The organism is Paenibacillus sp. FSL W8-0194 (assembly GCF_037969745.1).
GTDB lineage: Bacteria > Bacillota > Bacilli > Paenibacillales > Paenibacillaceae > Paenibacillus_AQ > Paenibacillus_AQ cookii.
The window spans coordinates 1,947,483-1,970,182 of the sequence record NZ_CP150205.1; the positions used below are offsets into that span (position 1 = coordinate 1,947,483).

The 22,700-nt window shown below is 49.2% G+C and carries 22 protein-coding genes and 2 pseudogenes; 12 read left to right on the forward strand and 12 right to left on the reverse strand.

Annotated elements, in window-relative coordinates:
- Positions 1-474: 474 nt before the first annotated feature.
- The gene (locus MKY58_RS08465; protein ID WP_197186636.1) at positions 475-744 is read right to left on the reverse strand and encodes a hypothetical protein; all 270 of its coding nucleotides are present in this window, start codon (positions 742-744) and stop codon (positions 475-477) included.
- A 292-nt stretch (positions 745-1,036) separates the two neighbouring features.
- Between MKY58_RS08465 and MKY58_RS08470 the strand changes: the two are divergent.
- The 3 genes and pseudogenes from MKY58_RS08470 to MKY58_RS08480 form a co-directional block, all read left to right on the forward strand.
- A pseudogene (locus MKY58_RS08470) lies at positions 1,037-1,300 on the forward strand (transposase); the annotation flags it as partial.
- 75 nt (positions 1,301-1,375) lie between these two features.
- Positions 1,376-1,765 carry a hypothetical protein gene (locus tag MKY58_RS08475; RefSeq protein ID WP_197186637.1) on the forward strand — a complete coding sequence of 130 codons (390 nt, stop codon included), beginning with the start codon at positions 1,376-1,378 and terminating at the stop codon, positions 1,763-1,765.
- A 5-nt stretch (positions 1,766-1,770) separates the two neighbouring features.
- Positions 1,771-1,971, forward strand: coding sequence for a hypothetical protein (locus MKY58_RS08480; protein WP_019537540.1), 201 nt, complete (start codon positions 1,771-1,773; stop codon positions 1,969-1,971).
- A gap of 133 nt (positions 1,972-2,104) precedes the next feature.
- On the opposite strand, the gene MKY58_RS08485 is transcribed toward MKY58_RS08480, so the two are convergent.
- The 3 genes from MKY58_RS08485 to MKY58_RS08495 form a co-directional block, all read right to left on the reverse strand.
- Complete coding sequence (locus tag MKY58_RS08485) at positions 2,105-2,899, reverse strand: arsenite methyltransferase (RefSeq protein ID WP_197186638.1); 795 nt, start codon at positions 2,897-2,899, stop codon at positions 2,105-2,107.
- 224 nt (positions 2,900-3,123) lie between these two features.
- Positions 3,124-4,188, reverse strand: a complete 1,065-nt coding sequence (locus MKY58_RS08490; RefSeq protein ID WP_197186639.1) for an NAD(P)-binding domain-containing protein — start codon at positions 4,186-4,188, stop codon at positions 3,124-3,126.
- A 51-nt stretch (positions 4,189-4,239) separates the two neighbouring features.
- Positions 4,240-4,692 carry a MarR family winged helix-turn-helix transcriptional regulator gene (locus tag MKY58_RS08495; protein WP_019537536.1) on the reverse strand — a complete coding sequence of 151 codons (453 nt, stop codon included), beginning with the start codon at positions 4,690-4,692 and terminating at the stop codon, positions 4,240-4,242.
- Positions 4,693-4,866: 174 nt separating this feature from the next.
- Here MKY58_RS08495 and MKY58_RS08500 point away from each other — a divergent pair, with 174 nt between their 5' ends.
- The 3 genes from MKY58_RS08500 to arsC are packed head-to-tail and all read left to right on the forward strand — an operon-like array spanning position 4,867 to position 6,711.
- Complete coding sequence (locus MKY58_RS08500; protein WP_197186700.1) at positions 4,867-5,190, forward strand: metalloregulator ArsR/SmtB family transcription factor; 324 nt, start codon at positions 4,867-4,869, stop codon at positions 5,188-5,190.
- 16 nt (positions 5,191-5,206) lie between these two features.
- Positions 5,207-6,262 (forward strand): ACR3 family arsenite efflux transporter, encoded by a 1,056-nt coding sequence (arsB, locus tag MKY58_RS08505; RefSeq protein ID WP_197186640.1) that lies wholly within the window; start codon positions 5,207-5,209, stop codon positions 6,260-6,262.
- Positions 6,263-6,282: 20 nt separating this feature from the next.
- Positions 6,283-6,711 (forward strand): arsenate reductase (thioredoxin), encoded by a 429-nt coding sequence (gene arsC, locus MKY58_RS08510; protein WP_009225278.1) that lies wholly within the window; start codon positions 6,283-6,285, stop codon positions 6,709-6,711.
- A 317-nt stretch (positions 6,712-7,028) separates the two neighbouring features.
- On the opposite strand, the gene MKY58_RS08515 is transcribed toward arsC, so the two are convergent.
- The 7 genes and pseudogenes from MKY58_RS08515 to MKY58_RS08545 all read right to left on the reverse strand — a co-directional run.
- Positions 7,029-7,412: a class I SAM-dependent methyltransferase gene (locus tag MKY58_RS08515; RefSeq protein ID WP_309520839.1), complete on the reverse strand. Its 384-nt coding sequence runs from the start codon at positions 7,410-7,412 to the stop codon at positions 7,029-7,031.
- A gap of 96 nt (positions 7,413-7,508) precedes the next feature.
- Entirely contained in the window at positions 7,509-9,647 is a 2,139-nt protein-coding gene (locus tag MKY58_RS08520) for a heavy metal translocating P-type ATPase (RefSeq protein WP_309479942.1), read from the reverse strand.
- A complete protein-coding gene (locus MKY58_RS08525; RefSeq protein ID WP_009225274.1) occupies positions 9,637-10,014 on the reverse strand; it encodes a metalloregulator ArsR/SmtB family transcription factor in 378 nt (125 codons plus the stop codon). Before MKY58_RS08525 ends, MKY58_RS08520 begins: the two co-directional genes overlap by 11 nt.
- A 245-nt stretch (positions 10,015-10,259) precedes the next feature.
- A complete protein-coding gene (locus MKY58_RS08530; protein ID WP_309478738.1) occupies positions 10,260-10,595 on the reverse strand; it encodes a YolD-like family protein in 336 nt (111 codons plus the stop codon).
- Positions 10,592-11,836, reverse strand: a complete 1,245-nt coding sequence (locus tag MKY58_RS08535) for a DNA polymerase IV (protein WP_339324194.1) — start codon at positions 11,834-11,836, stop codon at positions 10,592-10,594. The genes MKY58_RS08530 and MKY58_RS08535 overlap by 4 nt, the downstream gene beginning before the upstream one ends.
- On the reverse strand, positions 11,833-12,210 hold the full coding sequence (locus tag MKY58_RS08540) for a hypothetical protein (RefSeq protein WP_339324195.1): 378 nt from the start codon (positions 12,208-12,210) through the stop codon (positions 11,833-11,835). Before MKY58_RS08540 ends, MKY58_RS08535 begins: the two co-directional genes overlap by 4 nt.
- A gap of 156 nt (positions 12,211-12,366) precedes the next feature.
- Positions 12,367-13,215, reverse strand: a pseudogene (locus MKY58_RS08545) (DNA polymerase IV); the annotation flags it as partial.
- A gap of 742 nt (positions 13,216-13,957) precedes the next feature.
- Here MKY58_RS08545 and MKY58_RS08550 point away from each other — a divergent pair.
- The 6 genes from MKY58_RS08550 to MKY58_RS08575 all read left to right on the forward strand — a co-directional run bounded on the left by MKY58_RS08550 (position 13,958) and on the right by MKY58_RS08575 (position 22,102).
- A complete protein-coding gene (locus MKY58_RS08550) occupies positions 13,958-16,114 on the forward strand; it encodes a hypothetical protein (protein ID WP_339325087.1) in 2,157 nt (718 codons plus the stop codon).
- A gap of 116 nt (positions 16,115-16,230) precedes the next feature.
- A complete protein-coding gene (locus MKY58_RS08555) occupies positions 16,231-17,427 on the forward strand; it encodes a HEAT repeat domain-containing protein (RefSeq protein WP_339324196.1) in 1,197 nt (398 codons plus the stop codon).
- 43 nt (positions 17,428-17,470) lie between these two features.
- Positions 17,471-18,847, forward strand: coding sequence for a glycosyltransferase (locus MKY58_RS08560; RefSeq protein WP_339325088.1), 1,377 nt, complete (start codon positions 17,471-17,473; stop codon positions 18,845-18,847).
- A gap of 61 nt (positions 18,848-18,908) precedes the next feature.
- Positions 18,909-19,712, forward strand: a complete 804-nt coding sequence (locus MKY58_RS08565; protein ID WP_339324197.1) for a response regulator — start codon at positions 18,909-18,911, stop codon at positions 19,710-19,712.
- 93 nt (positions 19,713-19,805) lie between these two features.
- Complete coding sequence (locus MKY58_RS08570) at positions 19,806-21,167, forward strand: nucleotide sugar dehydrogenase (RefSeq protein WP_339324198.1); 1,362 nt, start codon at positions 19,806-19,808, stop codon at positions 21,165-21,167.
- Positions 21,168-21,184: 17 nt separating this feature from the next.
- Complete coding sequence (locus MKY58_RS08575; protein WP_339324199.1) at positions 21,185-22,102, forward strand: hypothetical protein; 918 nt, start codon at positions 21,185-21,187, stop codon at positions 22,100-22,102.
- A gap of 68 nt (positions 22,103-22,170) precedes the next feature.
- Here MKY58_RS08575 and MKY58_RS08580 read toward each other — a convergent pair whose 3' ends face one another.
- Complete coding sequence (locus MKY58_RS08580; protein ID WP_036707713.1) at positions 22,171-22,593, reverse strand: MarR family winged helix-turn-helix transcriptional regulator; 423 nt, start codon at positions 22,591-22,593, stop codon at positions 22,171-22,173.
- Between the last annotated feature and the right edge of the window lie 107 nt (positions 22,594-22,700).

Sequence of the window (22,700 nt, forward strand, 5' to 3'; positions counted from 1 at the left end):
AGACCCGCGCCGCGTTTCCTTTCGGCGTATAGACTCGATGATTCATGAATCTGAATTATGATGATTCTTTTTGAAAATTTCTCATAGATGGTCGTTTCTCAGAGAAATAGCTGAAGATTAGAGACTGTAGATCTAAGATATTTGATGATAAATGAAATAATAGCCCGGCAATATGCCTTAATAGATACCTGCATCGGGCAATCAGAACAAGTTTTCTTTTCTGCATTCATGTTTTGCCATCACCAAAATAATGTCCTTTCACCCCCGATATGTGTTACCAGTATCCCGGCGTTCTTTACAAACTTTATGTTTTTCATCTGGGGACATTTTAAATATGTTGCTCAGGGTATCCAACCTTATCGATTTCCTAAGAGCTTCGTAAAAACCGTTCGTTACTTACCATAGTTCTAAACTCGTGATATAACACACTCGTTATGTGCAGTCATTTCATTCAGTCACATCGTCTTGATTCCATCATTTTTTCCTTTTCAATTGATCACGTAAATGTCCGACATAAATTGAATTTGGATCGTTCGGATTATACTTGCGATTCATTGCACGTTCAAACTCATCGATTAACATTGCAAAATCATGTACATTCGGTTCAAGCCCAAAGGTACGCTTCATATCACGGTAATGACGAAAAAAAACGTCCGTTGCATGTTCACCTGAATAACCTAATCGCTGAAGCTCACAAATCACCGCTTGAGCATAACGTCTATTCATCTCGCGACGGCTCGCCATCCCACATCCTCCCTTCTCCGCCACTTAACCCAATTATAAACCAAAAGAGCGATCCATCGAGTAAGGTTGACACCTTCTCGAAGATCGCTCTTTTGGTAAGGTTCGCTTGTTTCACTCGAAACATCCATATTATAGCAGGTCATTTTATAAAATACTCCTATTATAATCCCATACGGATGAAAAAAAGCCGTGTATTAGAGCAACTGAAATGTTATAGTCCATAGTAGTGGTGTAAAAATCCTCAGAGCTTCTTGACAAGGAAAGCCACGGTATGAATTCTACTAAGTGAAGTGACGTACTGGCCTACATGGTTTTTTCTGGGGAGCATTGGCGTCAAATTCATTTTACCAGCCCATTAGAGCGTTTAAATCCGTCGACGTTCAGACGCAACAGGAATCTCTCCAAAATGGGAATCTGTTATCCGACTGATTGGTGCCATCTTAATCGAGAAGCAAGATGAATGGACCGTCGCACGTCGTTCAGTCTCGAATCCATGGCGAAAATCGTCAAATGGGAGCAACTTCCGCTTACATCCACCACGCTTTTGCAGAAGTAAATCCGGGTCATGCAGCAGAATTTACACCACTTGACGGGACACTGCCAAATATTAAGGTAACGGGGGCGAATAAACATGTCATTATTAAATGACGGTGAGAAAGTCGCTTTTTTAATTGATATTTTAAATCGCCATATTCAAAAGCTCCCATGTGGAGATACCTTTAGAAATTATCTTGAATCCATATGTGGCATTTTAAAGCATGATGATTCGTTTCTCCAGAAAGCTGCGTTTGCTAATAGTGAATTGTTTATAGACGCTCTTTCTAATATTTTGAGCAACCAGATTACTATTAAACACGCGACAGGTGCGTTAATAGCTGCATTCGATAAGGTTGGATATGTTGATTCAATGGACGCAGCAGCGATCATTCTTGAGTTTGAACAGCTTCTGAATCAAATGTCCATAGAAGAAGCTGAAAATCTATATAATGAACGTTGGGCAATAGATAAGTATCGGGGTTGAAAGATATGGAAGAAGAACAATCATTTTTTCACCTTATAGAATATTTAGAATCATACTTGTTGGAACTAGGTTTGGAACTTCAGCGTGATCCTGATGATCTCTTTCTTCAAGGGAAAATAAAGGGTATTCAGCATGCCTTAAAATATATAAGAATGCATGAGCATGCACGAAAAGGTGGCCATTATATCGATATTGAAATTGATTGATCCTAGATGTGTTTCCTTAAATAGAATGATCAGGCATGCAGGGAGCACGAACAAAGCAGCTCCGGACATGTTTGCTAGAGCTGCTTTGACCGATTCACTTTGATTATTCAAAGGTGGAACGTTTATACATTCATTACGGTTTGATTGCTTTGATTACGGCAGAGGCAATATAGTCCTCTACCTTCGATCCAGGAACCCAATCTTTGATAAACGCCCTGGATTCCTCTTTCGGCTCGACCACTACATCCTTAAATCCACTTTGCGTAAGCATCGTTTTCAGCTCGTCAACGGACGAGGCCCCGGATATACACCCAGAATATAAAACATCCAAGTCGTTTTTGATTTCCGCAGGAAGCTCTGCCGTCGTTACGACATCGGAAATGGCCAAACGCCCGCCGGAGCGCAGAACGCGGAATGCTTCATCAAACACTTGCTGTTTATCCGGCGAAAGATTGATGACGCAGTTGGAAATGATAACATCCACCGTTTGATCCGGGACCGGCAAATGCTCGATTTCTCCCAGCCTAAAATCCGTGTTCGTGAACCCGCCTTTCGCGGCGTTGTTGCGCGCGCGGCTCACCATTTCCGGCGTCATATCGACCCCGATCACATAGCCGGTTTCCCCGACTTGCCGAGCCGCCAGAAAACAATCGAAACCGCCGCCGCTGCCTAGGTCCAATACCACTTCACCCGGCTTAAGCTCCGCAATGGCTTGCGGATTACCGCAACCAAGACCAAGGTTTGCACCGTCCGGAACAGCCGTTAATTCTTCGGTTGAATAGCCCAACTGCGAAGAAATGTCATTGGCCGTTCCGCAGCAGCTTGAAGCTGGCGAGCAACACGAACCCGGCTCCACTTCTTGCAAGGCGATTTCCTTATAACGACTGCGTACATTTTGACGAATTTGATCATTCTTTACTTGGTTCATGGATCATCTCTCCTTCAACTTTTTTATCAAATCAGCAGCAGCTAGGGGTACAACAAGCTGCTTTGTTTGCTATCGTGAGTTGCCGTCTCCTAAGGAAGCGGCTCGATAACTCCGTGGGATTTTGCCATTTCCAAGCTTCCCGTGTCGAGCGTTCTATTTCACGCTGCTCCTGTTTCATAAGGTATTCCGCGGCGAACCAATTCAGTTCATGGGAACTAGCCTCCCTAAAGGTGATTTTTCAGGTAACGCAGTAGCTTGCGAACAACATATTTCGCGTCCGGCCCCACCCCCCTTAATGTGGCGGAAGCAAAGGAACGCTGTCCTTCCAAACCGACATAATACAGTCCCGGAACGGAAAGACTGATTCCTGCTGTCTGCAACGGTTTCCCTTCGGCATCAAGCGCCCCGATGGGCTGAAGGTATGTCAGATTGGGACGATACCCGGTCGCAAAGATGACGGTTTGTACCGGTTCTTCCGTTCCGTCTGGCCACACGACGCCCTTGGAGTAAAAAGAGGTAAACATAGCCCGTTGATCCGGCTTCCCAGCCTTTAATCTTGCTCGGTAATCGTTCAAATCCGCAACAGAGCTCGAACTTGGAGGCTTTTTGCCAAATCGCCAGAATGGAAAGGTATCGAAGCCGACGGCTCTGATCCAAAAATGCAGATCAATTCCGAGTACTTTTGTTTTCGTAAACTGAACAGGCCGAAGCACGGCAAGCGATGTATGGCTGCTGTCGGCAAGCTCTACCGCAATTTGAACTGCAGAATTTCCGCGCCCGACGACCACCACTCGTTGCCCCCGGTAACGATCCGGATTTCGATACGATGAAGAGTGGAGGACTTCCCCTTGAAAGGCCTCCCTTCCGCTTATGTCTGGCATATAAGGATTATGAAAGGAGCCAGTCGCATTGATGATCGTTCTCGTCTGATATTCGTCTCCAGCTGCCGTTCTGATCGAAAAACCGTTATCGCTTTTCTCCACGGCAATAACCTTCTGGTTGGTGCGAATCGGCAAGTCAAAACGCTGGGCATACGCCTTTAGATACTGGATCACCTCGTTTCGCAATGGGTAGTGGGTTGCAACTCCGGGTATCTTCATGCCCGGCAATGATGATAAACGAGCTGGCGAAAACAGCTTCAGACTATCGTAATAATGTGGCCAAGAACCGGTTGCCTGCTCGCTTGCTTCCAGGATCAAAAATTGCAGCTCGTTCTTCTTCAAGTAATATCCGGAAGCAAGACCGGCTTGCCCACCCCCGATAACGATTGCATCGAAAATCGCTGACATTCCAATTCCCCCTCAAATAACTTGCAAATTGCAAGTAATTTAGAAAAAAGATCACCCGCAAGAAGGGGTTGAACAGCATTGGCCGGATTTCGCCATCGCTTCGTTTAATAGCTTGATCGAGCGAATGACGGTATCTTTTTCAAAATCGTTCATGTGCGAAAAGATTTCGTTTAAATAGTCGTTCATTTGTTGGTCAATCGACGCCGCAACATACTTGCCTTCCGTCGTTAGGGAAAGCAGATTTACCCTCCGGTCGTCTGGATCGGGCGTTTTCTTCACTAATTTCATCTTGATTAACGATTGGACTTGTCGGCTGAATGTCGTTATATCTGTCCCTAATGCCTCTGCTACTTTCTGGATGGACGGCTTATGCTGGCGATCAATTTCGTAAAGGATATGGCTTTGAATTAAGGAGATGTCGCAGCCACCGGCAGAACAGCAGTTTTTATTTAGAAAGCCAAAGCGTCGAGTCATGATTTGAAATAGTTCACGTACATTTTCCACGGTGCTTCACCTCATGAAACAGTTATAAAACATTTGATTGCAATTTGCAAGTATTGATTTACTTGTATCCGGAAAATGAGCTGTGAAAGGATGTACAAATTTCAATATTGACTTTTCACCATGAATAAATAACAATATGGTTATATGGTTTTATGTGAGGTGATCATCATGACAATGGAATTTGAAAAGATAGCGGATATTCTAAAAGCTCTTGCCGATCCGACAAGGCTGAAAATCCTTTCTTTGCTCCGGATTCGCGATTGCTGTGTATGTGAACTGGTTCCTATCTTTAACATTTCTCAGCCAGCCATTTCTAAACATCTAAACCGTCTGAAAACGGCTGAACTGGTCCGCGAAACGCGAAAGGGGCAATGGGTGTTCTATTCGATTAATGAAAAGCGGTTAGAGGAAATTCGTTATGCTTTGTCCCATTTGCCTGATCTATCCGAGGAGCTGCGGGAATTGGAGCAACAAGGACTAACGGTTATATGCGAGTAAAGGGGGTGTACAGCAAGTGAGTAAACAAGAGAAAAAGCGACTTTCATTTCTGGATCGCTATTTGACGTTATGGATTTTTGTTGCGATGGCGATAGGAATTGGCTTGGGTTACGTATTTCCTAACTTTGTCGCCGGATTGAATGAGTTTCAAGTTGGAACCACATCGATACCGATTGCGCTTGGCCTTATTTTAATGATGTATCCGCCGCTGGCGAAAGTACGATACGAAGAAATCGGCCGTGTCTTTCGAAATGGCAAAGTGTTAACCATTTCATTGATTCAAAACTGGCTTATCGGTCCGATCTTAATGTTTTTCTTGGCTATTATTTTTCTCCAAGGCTATCCGGAATATATGGTCGGCCTGATTATGATCGGTTTAGCCCGTTGTATTGCAATGGTTATCGTTTGGAACGATTTGTGCAGAGGGGATGCCGAGTACGCGGCGGGACTCGTTGCTTTCAACTCGATCTTTCAAGTTTTGTTTTACTCTGTCTACACCTATATCTTTGTTACGATTTTGCCGGGATGGTTCGGGTTGGAGGGCGTCGTTGTTGATATTACGATGGCCGAAGTCGCCAAGAGCGTGTTTATTTATTTAGGGATACCGTTTTTGGCCGGGATGATTTCGCGCTATTCGCTTGTGAAGGCAAAAGGGCGATCCTGGTACGAAACGGTCTTTATTCCGAAAATCAGTCCCATTACACTTATCGCATTGCTGTTTACGATTATCGTCATGTTCTCGCTGAAAGGCGAGATGATCATCCAATTGCCTTTGGATGTCGTGAGGATCGCGATTCCGCTATTGATTTACTTTGTCGTTATGTTCCTGATTTCGTTCTTCATGGGCAAAAAAGCCGGAGCTGATTATCCGGTGACTTCTACACTGGCATTTACCGCCTCGGGGAATAACTTTGAGCTGGCAATCGCTGTTGCCGTTGGGGTCTTTGGAATTCATTCCGGCGCTGCATTTGCGGCCGTGATCGGACCTCTTGTAGAAGTCCCTGTGATGATTGCCTTGGTCAACGTCGCGCTCCGATTTCAGCGAAAGTATTTTTCGAAGGAAGCAGCTTAACATAAACAGGAGGAATCATCATGTCAGATAACAAAAAACTCGTTTATTTTCTTTGTACGGGAAACTCTTGCCGCAGCCAAATGGCGGATGGTTGGTTGAAGGCGCTCGGTAATGATCGGTACGAAGTAAAAAGCGCCGGGTTGGAGGCACATGGGCTGAATCCGCGTGCCGTCCAGGTGATGAAGGAAGCTGGCGTCGATATTAGCGGTCATACATCGGATGTTATCGATCCGGAGATTTTGAATCGGGCTGACTATGTGATTACGTTATGTGGCCATGCAGACGAACATTGTCCGGTGATTTCGAATAAAAACGTCGTGAAATGGCATTGGGGCTTCGATGATCCAGCCAAGGCAACCGGCACCGAGGAAGAAATCATGAGCCAATTTCGAGCGGTTCGGGACGCGATTAAGTCGCGTGTCGAAAAGTTTCTTGCCGAAGGTTGCTAAAATTACAGAAAAGGCGTGCAGCGTTATGGCACGCTTTTTTGTTTGGCGATCATCAGCCTTCGGAACGACGAAGCCAAGGCGGAGTCCTCGAAGAGCAGAAAATGATTCCCTTTATATATATCTACTTTGCGGGTAGTATCAACTTCGCTGGTACTACCCCAACCCCTGGCGGTACTGGTAACTCTATACTTTTTGTAATATAATTTTTCGATACATTCCGTTAAACAATGCTGATGCATCTTCCTCCACTCGAATATGTTTCTCATACGGCATGATGATTTGTTCGAAATGTCGTCCGATGTCCGTACCCATCGTTGCTACGATGGGACGAAGGATTTTTTTATTACCGGCAAATCCTGCGAGGGAGGGGCAAATTTATCGAAAATGATTATTCGCCCCCCAGCTCGCGTAACCCGAATCATTTCTTGAAAACATCGATTCGGCTCGGGGACAACGGATAAGATCAGATTTGCAATAACCATATCGAACGATTCCGGTGAAAAGGTCAATTCTTGCGCATCCATTTCTATGAACTTAAAATTGGGGGAGTCATATTTATTCCTAGCTCGATCAAGCATTTCGGATGATAAGTCAATTGCAGATACAGAAATATTTTTGTCCATAATGAACTGCAAATCTGCTCCTGTCCCGACGCCTACAAAAAGAACTTTTGCTTTTAGGCTTAATGTCGAGGTTCTCAAAGATCTTTTTCCGTGCCTTTAAAAAAGGACCGGAATTGAAAAGAGAATCATAAAAGGGTGCCCATAACCGATAAATCACTTTATTCCAACGGTTATTCATATCCGATTATTACCTCTGACTTTTAACAGACGAAGGCTATTCAATGTAACAATAAGCGTGGCCCCCATATCTGCGAAAATGGCCAACCATAACGTCAACCATCCAGGGACAATTAGAGCCAAAGCTAAGAGCTTAATACCAAGTGAAAACGTAATGTTCTGCTTGATGATTGCAAGGGTTTTTCGGCTTAGTCGAATCGTATAGGGTAATTTGCTTAAATCGTCAGCCATCAAAGCAATATCTGCGGTTTCGAGGGCAGTATCCGTACCCGCGCCGCCCATAGCGATACCAACCGTTGAAGCCGCGAGCGCAGGCGCGTCGTTAACGCCGTCGCCAATCATCGCAACTTTACCATAGTCTTTACGAAGCTGCTTGATGTAATCTAATTTATCTTGGGGCATTAGATCAGCTTTAACGTCTGTAACATTCAAACGCCGCCCGATTGCTTCGGCGGTTGCTTGATTATCACCCGTAAGCATAATCGTTTTCTTGATTCCAATTTCGTGTAATTGCTTAATTACGACTGTACTGGAATCACGCACTTCATCAGCGACTGCTATTAAGGCAAGAATCTGTTGTTCTGTGCCTAATACCATAACCGTTTTCCCTTGTTTTTGTAATTCTTCAATGCGCTGATTCGTTTCAACGCTGATGTCGGAATGAAGTTCAGCAAAGAGTTTCGGACTACCGACGTAATACAATTCCCCGTTTACATTGGCTTTAACACCTTTCCCGGTGATCGATTGGAAATCCTCAACGACTAGGGTTAGGTCTTCTCCGAGGTTTTCCGCTTTACGAACAATCGCGGATGCGAGCGGATGTTGCGAACCTTTTTCGATAACTGCCGCGATTGAAAGCAATTCATTTTCGTTTTTCGTTCCGAAAGTAACGACATCTGTTACTTCTGGAACCCCCTTCGTCAGAGTACCTGTTTTATCAAACGCAATTGCGGATAGTCTGCCGGCTTCCTCAAGGTGAATGCCGCCTTTGATAAGAACGCCATTTTTCGCCGCGTTGCCGATGGCTGTAACAATCGAAACAGGTGTCGAAATGACCAATGCGCAAGGACAGCCGACGACGAGCAACGCTAATCCTCGATATACCCAATCGCCCCAATCTGCACCGACGAACAGAGGTGGAACAACCGCAATACCTAATGCCAAAATCATAATCGCAGGTGTATAGTATTTCGCGAATCGGTCAACAAACGCTTGAGATGGCGCTCTTTCAGCTTGAGCTTCTTCAACAAGGTGAATAATTTTAGAAATCGTTGTATCCTCGACGCGCTTCGTTACTTTGACTTCAAGCAAACCTTCTTCGTTCAATGTACCAGCGAACACTTCATCGTCAATTGTTTTCGTCACGGGAACCGATTCGCCAGTAATCGCGGCTTGGTTAATGGTTGATGTTCCTTTAATAACAACACCATCCATTGCAAGTTTTTGACCTGGCTTTACAATCATGACATCGCCAACCTGTATATCATCGACGTTTACCGTAATTTCTTCGGAACCGCGTCGGATCAGAGCTTCCTTCGGTGCAATATCCATCAGGGAACGAATGGATTGACGCGCTTTTTCCATGGAGTAACGTTCCAAAACTTCACTGATCGCAAACAAGATAACGACAGTCGCGCCTTCGCCCCATTCTCCGATCGCCGCGGCACCGATGATGGCGACCGTCATTAGGGTGTTCATATCGAACTGAAGCCGGAAAAGATTTTTGATTCCTTTTTTAAATAATTCATAACCGCCGATAATAATAGAAGCCGCGTAAGAAATAGCGGATAAGATGCTTTCCTCACCGTACTGCTCACCTAATAAGTACCCTGCGACAAGCAAGATAGCCGAAAGCAGTACGTTCCAATGTTCTTTCCAGAAAGGCTTTTTCTTTTCAATAGATCGTTGCTTTTCAGGTGTAACTTTCAGGTTTTCAAACGCGCCGGCCTTTTCCAATTCCTCAACTGTAGTCCTTCCATAAACGGTGATTTTAGATGCTCCAAAATTGACTTGCGCGTCTTTTACGCCCGGCAAATTTTTTACATTTTTCTCGAAAATGCCTGCGCAATTCGTACAGGTAAAGCCTTGAACCCTGTAGACGTTTTTATCTTCGGTGTTTTCAATTTTATTTTCCATTGATGATCAACTCCCTCGAATGAGTAGAAGCTAGCTGCACCAGTTGACGAACATGGTCATCTTCCAGCGAATAAAAAACTAATTTACCATCCTTGCGGTATTTGGCTAGGCCAAGCTGTTTTAAGGTGCGAAGGTGGTGTGAGGCTGTGGCCATTGAAGAGCCGATGATGTTAGCCACATCACAAACACATAATTCATCCTCTTCGCACAGGGCAAAGGCGATTTTCATTCTTGTTTCGTCAGCTAAAACCTTGAACATCTTAATCATGCCTTGAATATTTTGTCTTTCGAGCGCATTTTGTACCTTTCGGACTTTAGGTTCGTCGTAACAGTAAATTTCACATGAATCCTTTTCTTTCCTGTTCATATCCTCACCTCAACAATCAAATCAATATTTGATTATCATCATACAATAAATCCATCGATTATTCAAATACTCATTTGATTATTTCCCAAGGGCATCTAAAATATTCAGGTTCGAGATCCACTAATTGTTCCTCTGTATCTATTGGCTCCTTTCAGACCTTTGCATATTTCAGTAAAAAAGAGCTATACCGGAAGCCATCTGCGATGACTTTTAAGGATAGCTCTTCAAGTTTTCCTTATTACAAATCATTTCCACATACCGTCAATAATGTCCGATACCTTTATCCAACGAAAATCATTGCCATGGGTGAATTTGATGTTTTTTTGTTGTAGATCAATTTTTGTCACGACTCCTGTTATTTCCGTTACATTAAATTCACCGAATAATACTAAAATTACCTCTTTCCTGAGCTGCATTGATTCAGCAATGAGCATGGATATCCGTTCCATTTCTTGATCATCTAATTGTGGCGGCGGACTCTTTCGCAAGTTCTGCTGGTGCAGGATGTAAGCCTCCCTGTGTTCCGGAAGCATCATTCTGGACGATTCGAACAGACCATTTCCTTGCAGTTTTTTACTCATTTATAATGTCCTCCAATTTTTTGCGCTCGATCCCGCGCTTGGCCCGAAGCTTTTAAAGAAGAGGCCCTCATGATCGCGGTGCTTCCGTATTTCTCTTTAATACGGTCAGTGGTTCTTTCCAACGCTAACTTTACTTCGCGGTTATTGAATAAAGTAAGCTGATATTCCTGATCGCTTACCAATTGACTTAAAGTGACCCCAATTTTTCGAATGGGCAACCCATCCCAATGTCGTTTAAATAGTTTTTTCGCTGCATGGAAAACCTCATCCGTGAGATTCGTCGGGTCGGGTAATTTCATTTGTCTGTAGAAGCCGGAAGGGTGATCAAAATCGGCTCCTTGACAACCTACCGAGACTACCGAGCCCATATAGCCTTTCGTTCGGGTTCGTTGACATACTAACTCCGAGAGTTCTAACAGGGGAACCATGATGTCGTCAAACTCCCGATAATCGAATGGAAGGGTCATCTGATGGCCGATTGCTTTTTGCAAATCGTGTGTACTTGGAGTTACCGGGGAATTATCCTTGCCGTTGGCAATAAGCCACAGAACTTCGCCATTCACTCCCCACTTGGATCTTAATTTTGCCAGGGGAGTCTGAGCCAACTGGCCAATTGTATATATCCCCATGCTCGTTAAATGCCGGCACATCCGGGAGCCCACCATAAACATCTGATGAATCGGCAAAGGCCAAAGCACTTCTTGCAGATCTTCCACAGGCAAGTGGAAAATACCCGAAGAATTACGTTTGGCGAAATTATCGCATGCCATTTTGGAGAGTACCTTATTTTCACTAATTCCAATGCGTACACGAACGCCCGTTTCTTTCATGACTTTATCCTGAATGCTCTTAGCAATCTCATGAGGATCGCCAAAAAGCTGTAAACTTCCCGTGACATCCAAATACTGTTCATCTATGCTGTACGGTTCTACCAAGTCAGTGTAAGATTGATAAATTTCCGTAATTTGCAAGGATACCTTGATGTATTCCTCCATGCGTGGGCGAATGACCACTAGATCGGGACATTTTGCAAGTGCCTCTCCTAGCCGTTCTGCGGTAGTAATACCATGTTGCTTGGCAAGGGGACACGCGGCAAGGATAATTCCGGATCGACGGGCCGGATCTCCTGCAACAACGACAGGTTGATCTGCGTACTCAGGGTGGGCGGCTTTTTCAACACTTGCGTAAAATGACTGACAATCGGCCAACATCACGATTCGACCTTTGTTATCGCTTTTCATAGGCTACTCCTTAAGTCGACGTTCAGATATTTACTTAAGTATTTGTAAAGCTCCGCTTTCACCAAACCCCAAAGCATAGAGAACCTATGTTGATACCCCCTGCACAAATAACGGGCCTCGATGCACAACTCGGTGCGCCGCTGCTCATACACTTTTATTCCTCTGCCGCGCATTTTTTTTCGAAGCAACGTAACGTCTGCAGTGATTAGATCTTGCGCAGATCTTAAGGCTTTTACATATACAACGTCCATCTTTAGCTTTACTGTCCCTAATGCTTTAATATCCCTTTCCAACACATCCAAAAGAATAGGGAGTAAAATGTATTCTTTGACCAATTGGAGGTCTCCTTCAGTCTCCAAGGGCGCTTGTGTCATACAATCAGCCTCCCGCCTAACTCCTCATTCGACACCTTCCCGCAAAATTGAGCATAAATAGACAGAATTATGCTCAATATTTATTTATGCTCAATATTAAACTGCCCGAAAAACACTGTTTTTCCAAGCGATTAAAGGCTTTTTAGTTTTATGCACACATATTTTAATGTTGATACCCAAAAGCACCACCCGAAGCTCCTTCCAGTCCGTGTAATCGCGCGGAAGCGTCATTTGATGCCCGACGCCCTTTTGCTGCTGCAGCTGGCTGTGGGGCGTGACCGGGGAAGAATCCATGCCGCGCGCGATGCGCCACAGCACTTCGCCGTTGACGCCCCAACGTTTCGTAAGCCGGGGCAAAGGCGTTTGGGCCAGATCCCCGATCGTATGGATGCCCATTTTGTACAAATGGCGGGTCATCCGCGAGCCGACCATGAACATTTCGTGCACCGGTTTGGGCCACAGCGTTTCGGACAGTTCCTCGCGTTTCAGCGTGAAGATGCCTCCCGGTTTCTTTTTGGCGAACAGATCGCAGGCCATTTTGCTGAGCACCTTGCAATCGCTGATGCCGACCCGTACGTACACCCCGGTTTCCTGCATCACCTGGTTTTGGATCCGCTGGGCAATCTGCTCGGGGCTGCCGAACAGCCGGAGGCTGCCGGTCACGTCCAAATGCTGTTCATCGATGCTGTAGGGCTCCACCAGATCGGTAAAAGCTTGATAAATCTCCGTAATGTGCAGGGAAACGCGGATATATTCCGCCATGCGCGGGCGAACGACGACGAGATCCGGGCATTTTCGAAGCGCGTCCCCGAGCCGCTCGGCGGTCGTGACGCCGTATTTCTTGGCAAGCGGGCAGGCGGCAAGGATAATGCCGGACCTGCGGGCCGGGTCCCCGGATACGACCAAAGGCTTGTCTTTGTATTCGGGATGGGCCGCTTTTTCGACACTTGCGTAAAAGGACTGGCAGTCGGCCAGCATAATGACGCGTTTTTTGGACTCGTTCATGGGACTCGCTCCTTATTCTTTGGGACTACACAGGAACACATGTTCTTATTTTATAACAATAACGGAGAATTATGCGCTTTTCAACCGGAATTATTTGCAAAAATCTTCTTCGCTTTCATTACATTTCAACTTCACCCCCTCATGTTTTCCTAGTCAAAAAGAAGCGAAAACGCGGCTTCGGCATCCCCAAAAATACCCGGATAGTCATACCAGTTATTTCCTTTATTATCCATTTTAAAGACGCATTGGGACCACCAGTCCCGCCCGGGACTCGTTTCTTATTTTCAAAAATACGCTGTTTTCCAAAAATGTTGTCGTGGCGCGGGTTTGCGGCCGACGCTTTATCGGACTAAGGTATCAATTTTGTAATCTTTATGGATAAAGATGTTAAAACGACCACAACTTTAGCAATTTTTCAACGTATACATAACCACTCGCCGCTTGGAGCCGGGAATCCTGCAGCCGCTTCGCGATCGAATGGCGTACCGCCGTAACCGATCGGCAGCCGCGGAATTTTTTGCCCGGCCGTAAGGCGGGATAGGTCGTCAGGTTCTGAAAATTCCTTCCAGCAGCCTAGTTTACAGATGGGAAAACTTCGTTAAGAATTGAATTATGACAAAAATTGAGAATGCCGGGCCAAGAAAAAGGTCAAAGAAATCGAGGTGGGAACTTTCAGGCGATGATCACACGCAGAACGCTATTCATCTGGATCACGGCAGCCGCCGTTCTCATTGCCGGAGGAATGGTTGCCGGATTTGCGGCCACCAAAACGCCGGCCATGGCATACAAGGATCAGGATGGAACCCGATTCACGTTTAAAACCGACGGCGACCGTTTTATGCGATATGAAAAGGATGGCAGCTGGAAGGAAATGTTCGTGAAAGGCGTCAATCTGGGCGCGACCGTCCCGGGCCATTTTCCGGGAGAGCTTCCGGCCACGGAGGAAGATTACCTTCGCTGGTTCAAGCAGATCGACGAGATGGGAGCCAACGTCATCCGCATCTATACGGTGCACCAGCCCGTGTTTTATTCGGCGCTTGTGAAATACAACAAAGACAAAGGCAGCGATCCTTTGTATTTCATCCAGGGGATCTGGTCCCCGGAAGAACAGCTGATCGAACGGCAGGACGCCTACGCGGACGATATCGGAAAACAGTTCAAGGACGAGATCAAAAAGGCGGTGGCAGCCGTATACGGCGACGTGGCCGTTTCGCCCAAGTACGGAGCATCCAGCGGGGAGTATACCGCGAACGCCGGCAAATATTTGATGGCCTGGCATGTCGGAACCGAATGGGACCCGGGAATGGTCAAAAACACCAACGCAAAGCACGGCGGCGTCCCGGTGTACCAAGGCAGCTATTTTGCCGGAACGAAAGACGCCTCGCCTTTTGAAAGCTGGCTGGCGGAACTGCTTGACTATACCGCCGAGCAGGAAAAGCAGTATGGATGGGAGCATCCGGTGACGTTCACCAACTGGGTCACGACCGATGTGCTCAGCCATCCGGGGGAACCTCTTTTCGAAGAGGACATGGTGAGCGTGGACGCGAGACACATTCAGCCTACCGGATGGAAAGGCGGCTATTTTGCCGCATATCACGCTTACCCGTATTACCCGGATTTTTTCCGGACCGATGCCTCGCTGCAGACGATCAAAGACCAGCAGGGGAACTTCAATACGTACAAAGCTTATTTGCGTAAGCTGAAGGCCCAATTCAAGGACATGCCGGTCATGATTACCGAATACGGGGTGCCGTCGTCGGTAGGGGTGTCCCATTTCGGGGCCGGCGGCCGGGACCAGGGAGGACATAACGAGCGGGAGCAGGGAGAAATCGACGCTTCGCTCACCCGGGATATTTACGACGAAGGTTATGCCGGAGCCATTTTGTTTATGTGGCAGGACGAATGGTTTAAAAAAACGTGGAATACGATGCCTTTCGAAATTCCGGCCGACCGGCGCGCGTATTGGATCAACGTGCTGACGAACGAAAAAATGTTCGGCTTGCTGGGCATGCTTCCGGGCAAGGAGAAACAAATCGTGATCGACGGCAGCTTAAGCGACTGGGACGGGCTCCCGCAAGGCGAAGTAAAGCATTGGCAGGGCAAGATGGAAGGAATCCGGGACATGCGGATCACGCATGACGAAGGCTATCTTTATCTTGGCATCCGGCTGGACAAAAACTTCGATCCGGCAACAACCAAACTTTATATCGGCTCGGATACGATCGCGGGCGGAAACGAACCTTCCGCAGCGCAGCTTCCCGGCAAAAAGCTGGAGGGAGGCGCGCCGGAAACGCTGATCGAAATCGGAAAAGACGGCGAGTCGCAGGTGGAGATCGCGGCCGACTATGATTTTCATGCCAGGCTGTACGGCAAGGAGGGCTACTGGATGCTGCCGGAGACGAAACCCGGACAGGACAAGCCGTTCCATCCATGGAAGCTTGCGATCAGCCTCCAGATGAATCCGCCGGATACGCGGTTTGCGCATCCGTTCATCGACCAGACCATCGGATTGCTGCGAAGGGGGACGACGGACCGGAGCAAGGCCGAGTTCGATTCGTTGACTTCGTGGCAGTACCGCGGTAATGAGATAGAGATGCGTATCCCTTGGATGCTCCTCGGCTTCGCCGACCCAAGCTCCCTGCAGGTAATCGACTACCGTCCGCTTAAAGACAGACGCGCCTTCAGCACCGTCAAAACGGAAGGCATCCGGCTGATTCCGTGGCTCGTAGAGCAGGGCGGGAGCAAGGTCAGCTGGCCGGGCGGCGCGGAGAAGACGCTGAACGTCCAGGACATCGCCCCATATACCTGGAAGCCTTGGGACACGGTGCATTACAGCGAGCAGCTGAAGCAAAGCTACGACGCGATGAAAAAAGTATACGCCGAGCTTGGCGGCAAATGAGCGAGGCGCGGAAGGAGCGTTTACTTAGAGAAAAGCCGCACGGAGAAGCTGTCTTGCCAACCATGCGGCGGCAAATGGGATAGGATGAAATCAATGGAGGAGGAGGACCCCTAAACATGTTCTCGCATTTATTCGTCGCATATGTGTTTATCTACGTATGCCTCGGGCTGATCGGCCTCGGAATCATGCTGCTGGTTCAGATGAAAATCTCCCATAACAGGGAACAGCAGCGAAGGGAATATTACGAGCAAAAACATCACGATTATTTCGTCTACGTCCAGGCCCATCTTGGGGACGATGCGGAATTGAAGCTGCCTCCTGGCAAGTTGAAGCCGCTGGAGAGGAGAGTGATCCAGGACAAGTTCATCGAATGGATCGAGCAGTTCAAAGGCGATTACCGGTCCCGGCTCATCCGGCTTTGCAGGGAAGCCGGGTTCGTCGAAGCGGATCTGAAGGCGCTCGGCAGCTTCCGGTACGGCCGCAGGCTTGCGGCGGCATACCGCCTCGGAGGCATGCGTGCCGAAGAAGCGGTGCCGGGACTGCTGAAAATGTTGAAAAAGGGCAAATACAACTCGATTTCGATCATCATCGCGCGTTCGATCGCCAAAGCCGCCAACCGGCCGGAGGACCTGCTGGACATGCTGCGCAGCCTGCTTTCCCACGGCAAGCCGATTCACCACTTGGCCGCCGACATCATGCTGGAAACGGGACTCGATGCCGGCAGCATCCTGCTGAAGCTGCTCGACGATCCCGACCCGGCGCTTGTGAAGGTCGGACTGGTCGCGATGTGGGGACAGGCGGTTCCCGAAGTCATGCCGGTGCTCGGCAGGCTGGTCGGCGCCAAGGAAAAGGATGTGCGCGCCGAAGCCGTCAAGCTGTATCTCAGCACGAATCCTGCGCTGAAGGATGAAACGATCGTGCAGCTGATGACGGACCGGGATTGGGAAGTCCGGGCGGAAGCGGCCAAGGCGCTGGGGCAGCTGCATGCGGCGGGCAGCATCCCGCTGCTGGTCAAAGCGCTCCAGGATGCCAGCTGGAAGGTGCGGCACAACAGCGCGGAAAGCCTTGCGGCTCTGGGCGAAGCCGGATTCGAAGCGCTTTGCCAGGCGGCCGTCACCGGAACCGGAATCCAGCGCGAGGCCGCGCTGCACCGGATCGGGCTGGTGATGGAAGCCGAGCAGAAACACGGCGCGATCGAGCAGATGGTGGCGTACAACAAGAAGCGGCTCATCCACGACCGTTACTTCGGCGTGAAGAAGCCGGTCAAACGAATGACGGGCGTAGCCGCGGTAGGAGGGGATTACACTGCTTAGAGATACGTTGCTGGTCTACGGCACGGTAGCGATTTATTATGTCATGTTCGTCAATATTTTGTACTTCGCGATCATGGGTTTATCCTACCGGAGCATCGGAACGGTCGCCAGAAGGGCCAAATATTCGAGTTACCAAACGCTTTCCGGCTCCGAGCTGGTGCCGTCGGTATCGCTGCTCGTTCCGGCCTATAACGAAGAGCTGACGATCATCGAAAACGTGTACTGCCTCATGACGCTGAATTATCCGACGTACGAGGTCATCGTCATCAACGACGGATCGAGCGACGACACGCTGTCGGTCCTGATCAAGGAATTCAAGCTCGAAAAGATGCATAATCCGGAGATCCGGGGGACGATCGAAACGCAAAACGTGAGAGGCATTTACCATAATCCCGATTATCCGCATCTCTTTATTATAGATAAGGAGAACGGGGGCAAAGCCGACTCGCTCAACGCCGGCATCAACTTTTCGCATTATCCGCTTATTTCTTCGATCGACGCCGATTCGCTGCTCGAAAAGGACGCCTTGATCCGGATGGCGCGCATGTACATGGAAAATCCGGAGGAGACGGTGGCCATCGGCGGCGACGTTCGCATCGCCAACGGCTGCCTGATCGAAAACGGAGCGGTAAAAAGAGTGTCGCTGCCGCGAAAAATATGGCCGATGTTCCAATCCATCGAATATTTGAAGGCATTCCTCGGCGGACGGATCGGCTGGAGCCGGATGAACGGATTGATCATCGTCTCCGGCGCGTTCGGCCTGTTCCGCAAGGACTATGTCATCGCCGTCGGCGGCTACCGGGGCGGTTATCCGGGCGAAGACATGAACATCATCATCAAGCTTCACCGGTACATGCTAAGCCACAAAATCCCTTACAAAGTGGCTTTTTGCCCCGAGGCGGTCTGCTGGACGCAGGCGCCGGACACGTACAAAATCATCTCCAACCAGCGCATGCGCTGGGGACGGGGAAATCTCAAAAACATGATCGAAAACCGCGGGATGTTTTTGAACCCGAAGTACAAAATCATGGGTCTCATCACGGTTCCTTATAACGTGTTGTTCGAAACCCTGAACCCTTATTTCAGAATCACGGGCCTGTTGGCTCTTGCGGGATATACGCTTTTGGACATGACGCATTGGCGCATACTGCTGACTTTCATGCTTTTGAACTTTCTGAGCGGGTATTTGCTGAGCGTAGGGGCCATCATTTTGGAGGAAATAGCCTTCCGCCGTTACAAGAAGCTTTCCGACCTGTGGAAAATGCTCCTGTTTTCGGCCCTCAAATTTGTCGGCTACCATCAGCTTGGCGTGCTGTGGCGCGTTCAGGGGCATATCCAGTACCTCCGGAAAAACAATTCCTGGGGCACGATGACAAGGCAAAGCTGGAAGGAAGAAAGCGAAACGGCCTCAACCGCGTGATTCGGGCAATACCAAAACGCTTCCGTTTTTCTCAAATGATTAAGAAAGGTGGTCATCGATAATGCCGGAGTCCGTAACATTAGAACGAAAACAGCAAGAGGGTCTGTATCACAACCTCGAAGAGCGCCTCAAAAAAACTTCCCCGGAGCTGTGCGGCGTGATGTTCCTGTATTGCCCAGGTTCTCCGCAGCCGGAGAGTTTGGTGCGTGAATTTTTGCGGCAGGAGACGGGAAGCGACATCGAAGTGCTGAAAGACGCCTCCACGTCCACGCTGGCGGTGTTGCTGCCGGGATCGACCCTGGATCAGGCCCATTATCAGGCGCTGCTGCTTAAGCGGCATTTGGAGGAAACGGTGCCGGAGGCGGATCCGAGGATCACGCTTACCGTGTTTCCGGGGCAGGTAGACCCGACGCCGGGCGTGCTCAAGCAGATGGCCGAGTCCGCAAGGCTCAGCGCATCGGCCGACATTCATATTTTCACGAAAGAGGAAGCCGCTTCGGAGCCCGGGCGCATTCTCATCGTCGATAACGACGATACCATCCGCGAGTTTCTGACGATTCGCCTCAACATGCAGGGGTACGAAACGCTGGAGGCGCTCGACGGCACGTCGGCGCTGGAGCTGATCGAAAAATGGGAGCCGGATCTCGTGCTGACGGAGCTGAACCTCTACGGCATCGACGGCCTGCCCTTCATTAACCAAATCCAGAAGCTGCCTGTGGAAAACACGCCGAAAATCGTCGTGCTGACAGAGCAGCGCGTGGAACGGACGATCAGCCAATGTTTCCAGCATGGAGTCGACGATTACATTACCAAGCCATTTTCCCCGGTCGAGCTCGATGCCCGCATACACCGGTGTTTTCAATAAATGGGGGACGATGACAAGGACAAGCCGTTTTTGCATCGTTCAATAAAGATTTTAAGCATGACGAAAATTACATCATATGGAGGTTGAATGCTAGTGAATCAGGAATATGAGCAACTGTTGAACGCGATCGAAAACAAAAAGGCCGTGCTTGGCGTCGTCGGTCTGGGTTATGTCGGGCTTCCGCTCGCCGTCGAAATGGTCAAGCAAGGGTTTACGGTCATCGGCATCGACGTCGACCCGTCCAAAATCGAAAAGATCTACCACGGGGAATCCTACATTACCGACATCTCCTCGGAAGATTTGAAGGCATGCGTCGCCAGCGGCCGCTTCAAGCCGACGACCGATTACAGCATGATCACGGTGATCGATGCGCTCAGCATTTGCGTTCCGACGCCGCTCAGCGAAAATCAGGATCCGGATACGTCCTACATTACGAGCGTGGTCGACCAGATCAAGCTGCATATGAAAAAAGGATTGCTGATTACGCTGGAAAGCACGACCTACCCGGGAACGACCGAAGAGCTGATCCAATACGAAATCGAAGCGCTCGGCTATCGCGTGGGCGAGGACTTTTTCCTCTGCTTCTCGCCGGAACGCGTCGATCCGTCCAATACGCGCTTTAACACGTTTAATACGCCAAAAGTCATCGGCGGAACGACCGAGGCCTGCCTGACGCTCGGCACCGCCCTGTATTCCAAATACGTGCAGCAGGTCGTGCCGGTCTCGACGCCGAAGGTGGCGGAGATGTCCAAGCTGCTCGAAAACACCTTCCGCAGCGTCAACATCGCGTTTATCAACGAAATGGCGATGATGTGCGACCGGATGGGCATCGACATTTGGGAAGTCATCGACGCGGCCGCGACCAAGCCGTTCGGATTCATGCCGTTTTATCCGGGTCCGGGCATCGGCGGCCACTGCATCCCGCTGGACCCGATGTACCTGTCCTGGAAAGCGAAAGGCTTCCGGTTCTACAGCAAATTCATCGAGCTGGCGCAATCCACGAACGACAACATGCCGTATTACGTCATCAGCAAAACGTCGACCATCCTGAACGAATACGCCAAGTCGATCAAAAAATCGAACATCCTGGTGCTCGGCATGGCCTACAAGCCGGACATCAGCGACCTGCGCGAATCGCCGGGACTCGAGGTGTACGAGCTGTACAAGGAAAGCGGGGCCAACGTCGAATATTACGATCCGTTTGCGACCAGCTTCCGCGACAAGCACGGAGAGACGGTCCAGAGCGTCGCGTACGATCTCGAGAAATTCAAAAGTTATGACTGCATCGTGCTGATCACGAACCACAGCGGCTTGAATTACGGCGACATCGCGTCCCTGGGCGTGCCGATTCTCGATACCCGCAACGCGTTCAAAAACTTCAGCGAACCTCATATCTACAAAATCGGACATTCCGTCCAGCATGTCCAAGAGCCGGATATGGCTTTGATCGGGTAATGACAAAGGAGGGAAGGATGGGAGAACAGTTCCATGCAAAAGCGAAACCTCGGATCGTCCTGGTCGTCTGCTTCTTGCTGCTCCTGCCCTTCCTGTTTACGTCGTCAGCGATGGAAGAACAAAAAGCAACCTGGTTGTGGGACGCGTCATTGATCGAACATCCGGAGCCGATCCTGGACTTCTGCCGGGAGCAGGGAGTCGGCGTGATCTTTTTGCAGATCCAAAAAAACGTGGAGGATGAGCGGTACGGCCGTTTTATCGCCGCTGCCCGCGAGGCCGATATTTCGGTGCATGCCTTGGACGGCAGGCCGGAGTGGGCCTACGAAAAGCAGGGCGGGGAAGCGGAAAAATTCATTGACTGGGTTCTCGACTACAACCGCCATGCTCCGGCGGAAGAACGGTTCGCGGGCATTCAATTCGACGTGGAGCCGTATCAACTGAAGCGCTGGGAGCGGGATCAGGCCGGCGTAGTGGAAGAGTGGAGCCGAAACATGCAGGAATGGACGGACAAAGCACGCGAAGGCGGGCTTTACATGAGCGCGGCGGTGCCGTTTTGGCTCGGGAAAATCGAGACGGAGGACGGCAGGGGGTTAAGCCGGTGGATGCTGGAGCGTTTTGACGCCTTGGCCGTGATGTCCTACCGCGACAGCGGCACCCAAATGGTGGATCTTTCCCGCGGGATGCTGAACGAGGCCGACAGGCTCGGGAAATCCGTCTGGATCGGCATGGAGCTGGGAGAGACGAAAGAAGGGGATCACGTAAGTTTTTTCCGGAAGCCGGTGACGGTCATGGAGGAAGAAATGAAAAACGCCTACCGTCTCAGCGAAGTCCATACCTCGTTTGCGGGACTGGCCATTCATCACTACGAAGCTTGGATCGAAAAAATCGCCGCGGCGAACCCGAAGCGGGAGCCGGGCAGCAGCATGGGCAATTGACATCAGGACAACAGGAAAAAGCGTATTCTATGGCATGTCCATAGGATACGCTTTTTTGCATGTTGCGTTTATTCGTCGGGATGCTCCCGGCTTATTTTTTGCAGAAGATGGACGAGCTGATCTTCTTCTTCCGGGGTCAGATGATAGGCGATCTTCCGGTTGTGTTCATCCAAAATGGATTGGAGCACGGGCAGCAGCTCCTTCGCTTTGGCTGTCGGGAACAGGAAATGCGAGCGCCGGTCTTTAGGATCGGGCTGGCGCGTAATATATCCGGACTGTTCCAATTGCTTAATGGAGCGGGCCGTCGTGGCTTTATCGAATTTCAGCTGATGGGTCAGCTGGTCCTGGGTGATGCCGGGATGATGCAGAATCGACTTGAGGAAGCTGTGCTGCCCGCCGCTGCCGATGCCGTACGGAGCCAGCTCCTTGGCAAGCCTTTTCTGGTTTTGCCGGTAAAGGTATGAAATTAGCTTGCCGATCGGTTCTTTCATAAGCGGCACCTCTTCCTGATGAGTTCCATTCCTGAAAGTTAGTGTATCAAAGACCTGTTGCGCACGCAACTAATATGGGGTACACTGTTACTGTCAATTAGTTGCGT